This is a genomic window from Enterococcus sp. LJL99, assembly GCF_054871725.1.
Genome location: NZ_JBTXLT010000001.1, coordinates 549,485 through 562,448 on the forward strand (window position 1 = coordinate 549,485; position 12,964 = coordinate 562,448).

General features: G+C 33.8%; 11 protein-coding genes. 4 read left to right on the top strand and 7 right to left on the bottom strand.

Going from position 1 to position 12,964, the window contains the following annotated elements:
- Positions 1-191: 191 nt before the first annotated feature.
- The 5 genes from ACYSNW_RS02710 to ACYSNW_RS02730 all read right to left on the bottom strand — a co-directional run bounded on the left by ACYSNW_RS02710 (position 192) and on the right by ACYSNW_RS02730 (position 5,912).
- Entirely contained in the window at positions 192-1,370 is a 1,179-nt protein-coding gene (locus ACYSNW_RS02710; protein ID WP_461742886.1) for an NAD(P)-dependent malic enzyme, read from the bottom strand.
- Positions 1,371-1,375: 5 nt separating this feature from the next.
- The gene (fumC, locus tag ACYSNW_RS02715; protein ID WP_461742888.1) at positions 1,376-2,740 is read right to left on the bottom strand and encodes a class II fumarate hydratase; all 1,365 of its coding nucleotides are present in this window, start codon (positions 2,738-2,740) and stop codon (positions 1,376-1,378) included.
- Positions 2,741-2,906: 166 nt separating this feature from the next.
- Entirely contained in the window at positions 2,907-3,935 is a 1,029-nt protein-coding gene (sapS, locus tag ACYSNW_RS02720) for a two-component system sensor histidine kinase SapS (protein WP_461742889.1), read from the bottom strand.
- A gap of 12 nt (positions 3,936-3,947) precedes the next feature.
- The gene (gene sapR, locus ACYSNW_RS02725) at positions 3,948-4,622 is read right to left on the bottom strand and encodes a two-component system response regulator SapR (RefSeq protein ID WP_461742891.1); all 675 of its coding nucleotides are present in this window, start codon (positions 4,620-4,622) and stop codon (positions 3,948-3,950) included.
- A 933-nt stretch (positions 4,623-5,555) separates the two neighbouring features.
- Positions 5,556-5,912: a DUF7006 family protein gene (locus ACYSNW_RS02730; RefSeq protein WP_461742892.1), complete on the bottom strand. Its 357-nt coding sequence runs from the start codon at positions 5,910-5,912 to the stop codon at positions 5,556-5,558.
- A 316-nt stretch (positions 5,913-6,228) separates the two neighbouring features.
- On the opposite strand from ACYSNW_RS02730, the gene ACYSNW_RS02735 reads away from it, so the two are divergent.
- On the top strand, positions 6,229-7,257 hold the full coding sequence (locus ACYSNW_RS02735; RefSeq protein ID WP_461742893.1) for a YeiH family protein: 1,029 nt from the start codon (positions 6,229-6,231) through the stop codon (positions 7,255-7,257).
- Between the two features lie 128 nt (positions 7,258-7,385).
- Here ACYSNW_RS02735 and psiE read toward each other — a convergent pair whose 3' ends face one another.
- Together psiE and ACYSNW_RS02745 are read right to left on the bottom strand one after the other, a co-directional pair.
- Complete coding sequence (gene psiE / locus ACYSNW_RS02740; protein ID WP_461742895.1) at positions 7,386-7,826, bottom strand: phosphate-starvation-inducible protein PsiE; 441 nt, start codon at positions 7,824-7,826, stop codon at positions 7,386-7,388.
- A gap of 272 nt (positions 7,827-8,098) precedes the next feature.
- On the bottom strand, positions 8,099-10,750 hold the full coding sequence (locus tag ACYSNW_RS02745; RefSeq protein ID WP_461742897.1) for a sigma 54-interacting transcriptional regulator: 2,652 nt from the start codon (positions 10,748-10,750) through the stop codon (positions 8,099-8,101).
- Between the two features lie 225 nt (positions 10,751-10,975).
- Here ACYSNW_RS02745 and ACYSNW_RS02750 point away from each other — a divergent pair, with 225 nt between their 5' ends.
- Genes ACYSNW_RS02750 through ACYSNW_RS02760 form a run of 3 tightly spaced genes read left to right on the top strand, consistent with a single transcriptional unit; the run spans position 10,976 to position 12,949 of the window.
- Entirely contained in the window at positions 10,976-11,308 is a 333-nt protein-coding gene (locus ACYSNW_RS02750) for a PTS lactose/cellobiose transporter subunit IIA (RefSeq protein WP_461742898.1), read from the top strand.
- The gene (locus ACYSNW_RS02755; RefSeq protein ID WP_461742899.1) at positions 11,308-11,622 is read left to right on the top strand and encodes a PTS sugar transporter subunit IIB; all 315 of its coding nucleotides are present in this window, start codon (positions 11,308-11,310) and stop codon (positions 11,620-11,622) included. Before ACYSNW_RS02750 ends, ACYSNW_RS02755 begins: the two co-directional genes overlap by 1 nt.
- A gap of 4 nt (positions 11,623-11,626) precedes the next feature.
- A complete protein-coding gene (locus tag ACYSNW_RS02760) occupies positions 11,627-12,949 on the top strand; it encodes a PTS sugar transporter subunit IIC (protein WP_461742901.1) in 1,323 nt (440 codons plus the stop codon).
- Positions 12,950-12,964: the final 15 nt, after the last annotated feature.

Consider the following 12,964-nt stretch of genomic DNA (forward strand, 5'->3'; position numbering starts at 1 on the left):
CAGTATACCATATTTCAATTTATTTAAACTAAAAAAAAAGAGTGTTTCACACACAATTATAATATTAGATCTACAAAATCAAACCAATAATTCTTTAGCAATCGAAACCAAAAATCTTTAGTGTTGAAAAATCAATACGACTTTTCAACACTAAAGACCATTTTTACAGCATCAAACCAATAGCATTTATTTTATGCTCGAACAACGTCGTCTTTTTCTGCTGCTTTTGCAACTTCTTCAATAATGACTTCAACTAAGTCCTTATTGAATGGTGAAGGAATGATATAGTCTGCAGTAAGTTGATCTGTTGGGATACTTTCCGCAATCGCTCTAGCCGCCGCTAATTTCATATTTTCTGTAATTTTAGTCGCTTTAGCAACAAAGGCTCCTTTAAATAATCCTGGAAACGCCAAGACATTATTGATTTGATTTGGATTATCCGAACGTCCTGTACCAACAACTGCAGCGCCTGCCTCAATTGCTTCTTGATAAGAAATTTCAGATTCTGGATTTGCCATCGCAAACACAATAGCTCCTTTATTCATCGAAGCAACCATCTCTTTAGATACTAATTTAGGCGCAGAGACACCTATGAATACATCCGCGCCAACAAAAGCTTCCGCCATATTTCCTGCAAAATCAGTTGGATTAGTAATCAAAGCAATTTCTTCTTCCAAAAAGGTCATCGGTTTTCCTGAATTTTTCGATAAAACACCATCAATATTGAATGCAACAATATTTTTCACACCAAAATCATGAAGCATTTTAATAATTGCACTACCTGCTGCTCCCGTGCCAGAAACAACCACTTTGATTTCAGAAACTTCTTTTTTAACAAGTTTTAACGCATTAATTAACGCTGCGATTGTTACAATTGCTGTACCATGTTGGTCATCATGAAAAACTGGAATATCTAATTCGTTCATTAAAGCCCGTTCTATTTCCACACATCTTGGCGCGGAAATATCTTCTAAATTGATACCGCCAAACGTTGGAGCCATCCCCTTAACAATTGCAATAATTTCTTTAGGGTCTTTAGTTGCTAAACAAATTGGTACTGCATCAATTCCGGCAAACTCTTTAAATAATAATGCTTTACCTTCCATCACTGGCAGAGAAGCTTCTGGTCCAATATCTCCTAATCCAAGAACAGCCGTTCCATCAGTGACTACTGCTACAGAATTACCTTTCCATGTGTAATCATATACCTTAGCTGGGTCTTTAAAAATTTCTCGGCACGGTTCTGCTACTCCCGGTGTGTATGCTAGAGAAAGATCTTTCTTATTATTGACCTTAGCTTTTGAGGTCACAGCTATCTTCCCTTGCCATTCTTTATGCGCTTGTAATGCTTCTTCGTAAATTGATGTCATTTTTTCTACTCTCCTAACATTTTTTCAGGACGAACCCATAAATCATATTCTGCCTCAGTCAAAAGCCCACTGGAAAGTGCTGCTTCTTTTAACGTTAGGCTTTCACTAAACGCTTTTTTAGCAATCATTGCGCCATTATCGTACCCAATATGGGGATTTAATGCCGTTACTAACATCAACGAGCGCTCCACATATTCTTTCATTTTTGCTTTATTCGCGCTAATTCCAGCTAAACAATTTTCATCAAAAGAAAGTAATGCGTCCGTCAATAACTCAATACTTTGAATAAAGTTATAAGCAATTAAAGGCATAAACACATTTAATTCAAAATTGCCTTGAGAAGCTGCGATACCAATCGTCGTATCATTGCCCATTACTTGAACAGCGACCATCGTCAAAGCTTCACACTGCGTTGGATTTATTTTACCTGGCATGATGGAACTGCCTGGTTCGTTCGCAGGAATGGTGATTTCTCCTAAACCACTTCGAGGACCACTAGCCATCCAACGGATATCGTTTGCCATTTTCATACTATTAGCAGCGAGAGCTTTTAAAGCGCCAGAAGCAAATACAAAGGCATCTTTACTAGCTAAAGCGTAAAACTTATTGGAATTTTGTTGATAATTAGTGGCAGTTTCTTCGTTTAAATTAGTAATAAAAGTCGTCACATATTCTTCTGAAGCATTTAAGCCAGTCCCGACTGCGGTTCCGCCAATCGCTAATTGTTTTAATTCTTTTAGGGTATCTTCCAACATAGCATAATTATGTTCAAAACCTGCCCGCCAACCACTGATTTCTTGGGCAAAAGTGACTGGTGTGGCATCTTGTAAATGAGTCCGACCAATTTTTATCATCTGTTCATTTTCAGTTTCTAACTGTTTTAAAGTTGTTATAACGGTTATCAACGCAGGTAATAAGCTCGTTTCAATCAGCTGAACACCGGCAATATGCATAGCCGTTGGGAAAACATCATTCGAGCTTTGGGACATATTCACATGATCATTAGGATGAACTTGAATTTCTTTGTTTGTCGCTAAATTCGCAATCACTTCATTAACGTTCATATTCGTTTGTGTTCCGCTACCTGTTTGCCAAACAGCTAATGGAAATTGTTGTTCTAATTGCCCAGCTAATATTATTTCAGCTGCTTGATTAATTTGTTGACTAATTTTTGTATCCAATTTACCAGTCTCTTCATTGGCTTTAGCTGCTATTTTTTTCACTAAAACCAAGGCACGAATCAATGCTGGTGGCATTTTTTCACAACCAATCGCAAAATTTGTCAAACTTCGTTGTGTTTGTGCACCCCATAATGCGGATTCAGGTACTTGTATCTCGCCCATAGAATCTTTTTCTATTCGATATGACATATAGGAACCCCTTCTCTTCTCTACTAAATTCTACTCTAACTATACTTTATTTGTTCATAGCTCTGCAAATAAATTTTTATACTTTCTCATTTCAATCCTATAAACAAAGAAACTGAGTGCCACAAAAATTTCTGTGATACTCAGTTTTTTAATTTTATTATACTCTTCAACCTCTCTGTTCATTAAAATAACTCAAGAACGGAAAGAATAATTTCATGGTTGTTCCTTGTCCTTCAACTGACTCTACAGACAACTGATGACCTAATTTCGTAGCTAATTGTTTTGCTAAATACAAACCGATTCCTGTAGAATGTTGCTCACTTGTTCGTCCATTTTCCCCTGTAAATCCCTTATCAAAAATACGGCGCTGATCCTCTTGAGGAATCCCAATTCCTGTATCTTGTAACAATAATGAGACGCCTTCTTTATTTTTTTCAAACAGTACCTTGATTTTTCCTCCAGTAGGAGTATATTTAATCGCATTACTAATCAATTGCCTAAAAATAAAAGCCACCCATTTGACATCGGTCAAAACCGTTTGATCATCGCCTTCCATTGAAAACTGCAAACTTTTTTCAATAAAATAATTTCCTTGTGTCCTTATCACCGATTGAACGATTTCCTTCAATGAATATTCTTGAATCAAATAATCTCTAGAAAAACTATCTAAGCGAGCATAATAAAGGACCTGCTCGACATACTCATCTATTTTTCCTAATTCATTTTCTAATAAATAATACTTTTTTTCGGGAATATCATCTTCTATCGAATGCAGAATAAGGTCCACCGCCGCTAAAGGAACTTTGATTTCATGAACCCATGAATCGATATAATCTTTTTGATCTTGCTGACTATCTACTGCTTGTTGCATCACTTGCTGATGTTCAACAACTAATCCATTAATATAATTTTGAGCTAATTTTTCTTCTGCTTTATTGGCTTCTGTTAAATAACTTTGTAATGATGGTGGTTGCTCAGAAATATCTAGCGACCTCCACCACTGCCTTTTCAATGAATAATCAATCGTTAAAAAAAATGCTAGTAAGAGCCCTTCTAATAAGACGATATAACTCACCATAGAAAAATCAACGTACATATTTGGCGACAACCATAAAACAAAACAAGTAATTGCTACAAAAGCCACCCAACCAATAAATAGCAACCAACGATCTTTTAAATAGTTTCGAATCGTCATATTTTCTCCAATCTAGGGAACAATATAGCCTTGTCCAACCTTGGTTTCAATGTACCCTTCAATCCCTGCTTGTTCGATTTTTTTTCGTAACCGATTGATATTTACAGTCAACGTATTGTCATCAACGAAACGTTCATCTTCCCAGAGCGCACGTAATAACTTTTCTCTAGTCAATATTTTCCCGTGTTTTTTTACTAATATATACAATAAACGATACTCATTTTTACTTAAATCGATTGTTTCGCCCTTAATTTCCATACTACCATTGTCTACATTTAACGTAATGCCATTGTGAGAAAGTAATTCACTTCCCGCCTCAGAATAATTATATGAGCGACGTAACAAAGCATTGATTTTGGCAATCAATACATCTAGCTGAAAAGGTTTTGTAACAAAATCATCCGCGCCCATGTTCATCGCCATAATCATGTCCATATTCGTATTTCGACTAGATATAAAAATAATTGGGACTTTAGAGGTTTCACGAATTTTTTGACACCAATAATAGCCATCAAATACTGGCAAATTAATATCTAACAAAACTAGTTGTGGATCTTCACGCTGAAAATCTTCTAAAACTTGATTAAAGTTGGTCGTTCCTATAGTTTCAAAGTTCCATTTTTGTAATTCTTCTGCCAAAAGCTCTCTAATCGTTGCTTCATCTTCTACAATCATAATCTTAGCCATAACCATTCCTCCACCCTTTTCACTTACTTTATTTTACCTTATCAAGAAACTTGTGTCATTCATACAGAATTATTTACTTAAATGCTATCTCACTAGTTTAACCGAAGACTGAATGGCTCTTGTGCCATTTGAATGATAATTTTATAGCTAAACATAACAATTCTTTCTTCAAAACTCTGGCATAATTTTAACAAACTAAATCTGCCAGTTACTCATCTTGAGATTATTCATAAAAAATTCCAAACTAAAATAATTATAATTAACAAAACAGTCCTATTAAAAACCCTAATATTATAAAATAATATCATTTAAAAAATAGACATTTATTGAAGTTGGAATTTCAGAAAAGGCTTTCAATAATTGTTCAGATTTTTTTTATTACTTTACAACAAAAAAAGTCATTTATTTCAAACAGTTTATTGACCGCAAATGAATTTTCCTTTACAATATCAATAGATAGAAACAGGATAAACAAAAAAGGCACTTCATAATCTAGCTACCAACTAAATTATGAAGCCTCGAAAAGTCAGTAGGACCTGACCCTTCAAGTTGCCAAGTCAATGTTATTCATCGACTATTTCATTCTACTCAATTTTGAGAAAAAATTCTAGTGGTAACCTTAGTTTTTTCGAATGAGATTGTCCATGGTTATTTATTGAACTCAACAACAGTGTTGGCAAAAAGTCCAACACTGTTTTTTGTTCTATTTTGTTTCTATCCTAAAAGAGCGTTCCTTTTTCATACAAAAATAGTATCAAACTAGCATTTGAGCTATAAAAGCTAATCCCAACTAGCTAAACCATTCTCCGGTATGCAAAAATAGAACGTCCTCTTTTATGTAGTCAAACCTCTTATCCCACAGAATAAAAAAGAATTATTCCGAATGTTTGACTATTTTTAGAATGTTGTTCTTTACGAACAACATTCTATTTTTTATGAAATACATTGGGCTAACGACCATTCTTCATATTCTGGCATTTCAAACAAATATTTTTCTTTCCTTGTTGTTTTATATTCATTTTCAATCAAATGAATCCGATCAATAGCACTCCATTCCTCAAGTCCCTTTTCACTACAAATATAGAAAATAACTAAGGAACACTTTTCATCGATACCCATCAATTGAGCTAAAACCGATTTTAGATTGCTTGGATTCACTTCACTAACTAAACGATTTCCAATTTCAGCTAGTTCAGCATAGTAATCTAAAAATTCTTTTTGAATTTTGATAGTTGGATTGATTTTTTTAATATACTCTTCTAAGTTTATATTCCATAAAAATGATCCCATAGTTTATATCCCTCCAGGCAAATGACTTGTCTTGTAAAAAATAAAATACTTTTTCCAAAATGAAATACGGATTATCGTATATCTTTTTATAATAAATCTTTTTCTTCTTTTAATCAAACAAAACTATCTCTTTTTTTATTATTTATTATTAATTTCTTGTTAATAACAATAAATATTAAATAATAAAAACTTAAAGAAAGATTTCCAGTCACTCTACTCTATAAATTAGCAATTTAGAGAATAACTTATTTGATTTTCAAATACGTAATAATTAGTTATACTTAATTTTAGAGGTTAAGAAAAGAGGCAAAAATTAATGAGGAATCATCTTTTTAAAGAAAAAATACTCCTAAGAAATCTCTTACCAGGTTTAGGGATTTCATTTCTAGTTGCTTTAGCTAGCAAAAAAATTGCGGTATTATTCCCTAGTTTAGGAAGTGCTACTATTGCTATTTTGCTTGGGATTTTATTAGGAAACACACTGCTGAAACAACCTATTTTGGCTAAAGGAACTAAAATAGCAGAAAGCAAATTATTAGAATTTTCTGTGGTTCTTTTAGGAACAACCGTGACGTTTCAAACGATTTTACAAATAGGCGCCAAAGGATTTTTCTTTATTTGTTTACAAATGACTTTGACAATTCTCGGCGCTTATTTTATTGGGAGAAAAATGAATTTCTCCGAAAATATGGCTTTATTAATGGCTGGTGGTAATGCAGTCTGTGGTTCATCAGCTATTGCTTCAATTGCTCCTGCTATTCAAGCTAAAGAGGAAGAAAAAGGACAAATTATTACTTTAGTAAACCTTTTAGGCACACTAATGATGTTGACACTTCCTTTAATCGGTACAGTACTTTATGGAACAGATAGTCTTGCAAAAAGTGCGTTGATTGGAGGCACTTTGCAATCTGTTGGCCAAGTCGTTGCTAGTGGAAATATATTAAGTCCGCAAATCGCCGAACTATCTATGCTTTTTAAAATAATGCGCATCATTTTGCTAGTCGTTGTCGTTTTTAGTTTTAGTCGCTTTAAAAATAGACATCCGCAAACACAGATGGAAAATACTTCTCAATCCACTACTCGCAACAAAGTACTCCCTTGGTATGTTATTGGCTTTATTTTATGTTGTATCTTTAATAGTCTATTTCATTTCCCGAAACTGTTGAGTGATACGACTCATTTTATTAGTAGCTGGTTTGAAATTACTGCCTTAGCAGCGATTGGACTACGATTAGATTTTCAAAAATTTTTTAAAGAAGGCAAACGTTTCTTGATTTATGGTTTATCCGTTGGCGCTGTTCAGATCACCTTAGCAATTTTACTTATTCTATTATTCAAGCTTTAATGAGTAACAAAATAAAACGGTAATCCTTTTCTAAAATCTAAACAAGAAATTAGAAAAGGATTACTGTTTTTCATTTTCAACAATTTATTGAAATAATTTACTTTACGCTACTTTCTATTAGATCTCCGCTATAACTCCCCATCGCCTTTTGATTTAAACCCAGAGTAAGATTTATTCCCACTTAAATTCAAAACAAAAAGAACAACCACCAATAAAAGAATAGATAACGATAATAAGAGGGTTTGAACGCCATCTCCATGCAGAACCATTAATTGTCTTAAAATAGCGGTAATACAGATTAAAATCAGGTATCTGATAGGAATATGATGTCCTTCTTGAATATAGCGTAAAACCATCATGATAAACTCAAACAACATAAAGAAGGATACCACTTCTTGCATAACCACCGAAAAATTCTGTGTTGTCATCGGTTTTAGAATATACGTAGTAATATCAATCAAATGACGAACCATAAAAATCAAAATAAGAATAGCTAATAAACCTAAAACAACATCCAACAAAATATTGACATATTTTTTTAAAATACCAAAACGTTTTTCTTCTTGCATACTTCACTTTCCTTCTATAATTTAATAAATAACTGAGCTAGAGTAAAAACAAAAACCTGCTTTTGCTACAAACTATAGCTAATTTTTTTCTGTCACTACATTTAAACTTTCTCTAGCTAGAAAATTTATTGCAGGATTTGTTTTATCAAAATAAAGACTATAAAACAATAAATTTCTGAGTTATTCATTCAATCTTAATATATCATTAATCAATCAAGATGTAAAAATGTTTCGTTTATTCATTCGCTGAAGCCATCCTTAGTTATTTACTTTTAAAGTTTGGGATAATCAATAAATAAACTAACTAAATAACTAATTTCATTCGGGGGAATCGTTACATTGTATCTTTTTTCAATTTCGCTAAAAGATTCTCGGATAAGCTGATGCTCAACAGGAAATTGGCTTTCATACTCTATCTGTTCTGGAAAAATATTCCGTTCACTATTTTGTTTTAGCGAATCGACTAAACACGATATATGAAAAATAGCACCAAAAATGGTTCGAATAGAAAATTGACGATTCATTTTTGTTTCAATAATCGGCAATAATTGTTTCACTTCTTTTACAATCGACCGACTATCGATTTCTTTTAATTCTTTTTCAAGCGTTTGGTCAATACTGCGATAGGTATAATCAATATCAATCAATTCTTGTAGGTTATGGATACTTTCCGTTTGAAACAAATCGTATAATTGAAATTGAGGAATCGTTGTCTTAATCGGTAAAGAAGTAACCACACATAGAATGTTATATTCTTTTTGTTTCGATCTAAGATAGTGGTCCACACTTTCATTATGCAGCAATGTAACCGGAATGATTTCTATTTGATCCTCTTCGATTGTTAATTTTTGTTCTAAAATATTTTTCATGGTGACTGCTGTCCCTTCACCTGTTAAACAAAAAGTAAAAATGACAGAGGGCTTATCGTCATTAGCTAATGACGTAGTAATCGGTTCTTTTGCAGCTAAATAATCATTGACTTGTAACGTCGTTCGGTAAATTTCATCCAAAGAAATTCCTAGCATTGCCTTTCTTGTTGCTTCAAGCACATGTGAAGTACTAACTAATCCAATCGTTGCACATCGATTCCCCAGTGCTTTTTCAATTTCATAGCCAATATTATTTAAAGAACCCATATCGACTAAAAAAAGTAAATCTTCTTTCGTATTACTTTCTACTAATAATTGTGTCAATCTTTGTAACGTTGTTTTAGGACTTTCTGCAATATCCATATTAATACCCCATGCCCCATTTTCAGTGCTTAATAACTCATTAACAAAGGTCGTCATTGAAGTTGCCGTAGAAATTCCATGAGCTAAGACAATTACTTGGACTTTTTTTGTGGTCTCTTGTTTCTCTTCATTATAAATAAAGAACATCGCTAAAAAGGCCGCTTCTTCATTGGGAATGCTAATATTCAATGAACAATTTAAAAATAGTAAACATTCATAGGCAATCGCCATATACTCTGGGTATTCATTAGCAATTTCGCTACTTTCTGGATGTATTTGTACAGCTTCTCCACGACGAATCCGATGATACGTATTCAACAGATGGATTGCTAAACCCAACCGGATTTTTTCATTCATGGTTCTATTCAATAAAGTTTCTGCCAATTGAATCGTTTGAATACATGTTTCATATAAAGGTTCTGAAAACACCGTTCGTAGTTTTTCCATTGAATGCTCTTCATTTATTTCACCAGAAAAAGCGCCATAGCTTTCTTCAACAATTTTAACTAATTCTTCATAGCTTAATTTTCCAGATTTAACTTCATCTGTTTTCTCATCCACTAATGCATAAACTTTACTTTGTTTCGAAAACTGAATTTGTTCCGTCTGCTCTTCTGGTTGAAAAAAGATGTAGTGCCCTGTCGTTGCTCGAATTTTTTGCCAAACAATCCGCTTTTCTGGTTCTTGATATAACCCAGTTAAAATATGTGGCATTAACTCTGGACTATGAATACGAATATCTTGCTGTCCATGAATTAAAAAATCGGCATAAGCCTTTGCACAGCATAATTGAATATCATTTTTTAATTGCCCAATATTATGAGGACATGGATAACTAACTAAGGCACGAAAACTATTTTCGGTAATTTTGATTGGTTCATTCAGTCGGTTTGATTCTTCTTGTAGAAAAAGTGAGACCAGTGCTGCTCGTTCTTCAATCGTTCGTTCTGCTAAATTGGGAATTTTTAGGACCATCGGAATCCGACGTTGAAAAGTTTGCAACAAAGCCGAATTAGGCGCTTCCGTTGTTGCAGCAATCAATTGAACAGTTGCCTTTCGTTCTTGCGCTGTTTCACCCAAACGATTATAAACACCATAATCAATAAACGTAAATAACATTTCTTGTCCTTCTGGCGGTAAACGATGAATTTCATCTAAAAATAAGATTCCGCCATCGGCTTTTTCAATTAATCCACTGCGGTCTTCATTCGCTCCAGTATAGGCATTTCTTGTTACACCAAACAGCTGTCCCATTAACAACTGAGGATTATTAGCGTAGTCAGCGCAATTAAAACGAATAAACGGATAATTTTCTTCTTTTCGCTTAACCGATTTAGCATAGTCATAAATATACGAAACAAACATCGATTTTCCTACACCAGTTTCTCCATAAAATAGCATATTCAATCCATTTGGAGGATATAGGATCGCTGCTTGAGCCTGATTAATAATCATTTTTAAAGAAGGATTATCTTGTGCAAACTGCTCTAACTCACTTACTTTTATAATCGGATGATATAATACTGGCTTACCATTTTCCTTTTTTGCCAACCCTTGAGTTGTAAGCTGATTTAACTCACTACTAACATTAGCTCTTGATAGTCCTAATTTTTCTGCAAGCTGATTCGTTGTGATCCCAGCTCCATTATAGACTTCTATCAACCCCTGATAAACTAGTTCAATCCGTTTCATAAATCAAACACCTCACTTTTTTATCTAGCTCTATTGTAACCGCTTTTTAAAAAAAGTAAACCTAATCTGCTTCAATGTGTTTCGTTAAATATCAAAAAAAGAAAACACTTTCATTTTAAATTTAATTTTCCTCTAGAAATAAGAACTTTCAGAATAAAATCTGTTTTGGCACGCTACTTGCTTTATAAAAAGTATAAAGATGCTCAATTGAAAGGAGGTCACCTAGTGAAAAATAACCTACTAGAGGAGGACTGTGTAATAGGATTAATTGTCTATGGAGGAAATGCACGTAGTTTAGCGATGCAAGCCATCGACCATGCTGCAGCAGGTTGTTACAGACAATCAATTGAAAAAATGGACGAAGCACGTGACGCACTAAATCAAGCGCATGATTATCAAAATCATTTAATGAATGTTGCTACTAAAGAATTAGAACTCAAACAAACTTCCATGCTGATTATGCATGGACAAGACCATTTAATGAGTGCAATCAGTACCATTGACTTGGCTGAAAGATTTATTCAGCTTTATCAACGACTAGATAAAGGAGAAAAGTAATGATTAGAATCACTATTGCTTGTGCTGCTGGAATGTCTACTAGTCTTCTAGTCACTAAAATGGAAAAATACGCTATTGCAGAAAATATCGATGTAAAAATTATCGCTGTTCCAGAAAAACAATTTGATCATCACTTATCAGAAACAGATATTTTGCTCTTAGGTCCTCAGATTTCATTTCTAGAAGAAAAATATAAAAGAGAACTAGCACCAAAATCAATCGCTGTTGCAACCATCTCAATTATTGACTACGGTCGTATGGATGGAAAAAAAGTATTAGACATGGCTTTATCTTTACAAACACAAGGAGGATAATCAAATGAACAAATTTTTAGATAAATTACAGGAAAAGTTAGGCCCAATTGCTTATAAATTAGACTCAAATCGCTATCTAACTGCAATTAAAAACGGTTTTTTTGTTGCTATGCCATTATTAATCATCGGTTCTTTATTCTTACTACTTACGCAACTTCCAATCGAACCATATACTAATTTTATGCAGTCCGTTTTAGGGGAAAACTGGATGTCACTTTTCTTACAAGTAAATGATATGACCATGAATGCGATGACAATCTTCGTTATCTTAGGGATTGCAAGCGAGATGGCAAAATATTATTCTGTCGATAGAGGCTCAACTCAAGCGATTGCAATGGTTGCGTTTTTGATTTTAACACCAATTACTTCTACTGACGCTGGTAAATTTTTACCTTTAGGTAACTTTGGTGCTTCTGGACTTTTCGTTGGAATGATTACAGCCATCTTAGCTTCAGAAATTTTCCGTTGGGTTGTTCAAAAAGGTTGGACAATCAAAATGCCTGACTCTGTTCCTTCAAACGTAGCCAAATCATTTTCTGCCTTGATTCCAGGCTTATTTGTTGCTATTATATTCAATTTTATTCGTATCGGCTTTACGTATACAGAGTATCAAACAGCGCAAAACTTTATTTTCGAAATTTTACAAACACCACTACTAGCTTTAGGTAGCTCCCTACCAGCTACATTGATTATTTTATTCTTTGAAGCTTTACTTTGGGCATTCGGAATTCACGGTTCAAACATTGTCGGAGCAGTTATGCAGCCAATTTGGATTGCTTTAACCGTTGAAAATGCACAAGCTTTGGCCGCTGGACAAGAATTACCAAACATCGTCAACTATCAATTTTACAGTAACTTTGTTAAATTAGGTGGTTCTAGCGCAACAATTGGTTTAGCAATTGCTTGTATGTTTTTCGCAAGATCAACTCAATTTAAAACATTAGGAAAACTATCATTCGCTCCAGCTATTTTCAATATTAATGAACCACTAGTATTCGGTGTTCCGATTGTACTAAATCCAATGATGTTAATTCCTTTTGTTTTAACGCCACTAATCATGTGTATCATCGCTTATGTTGCAATGGCAACTGGATTAGTTCCACTAGCAAATGGTGTCAACTTACCTTGGACGATGCCACCAATCATTTCAGGATTAATTGTTAGCGGATGGCGCGGTGGTTTACTTCAAGTGATTCAAATCGGATTAAGTTTTGCTTTTTATTACCCATTCTTCAAACTAGAAGATGCGAAAGCTTATACGATTGAAACAGAAGGTGAAAAAGCGTTTGATGCAGAAATGCAAGCAGAAATTTCTGAAAAAGCATAATTCTTCCCTCATTTA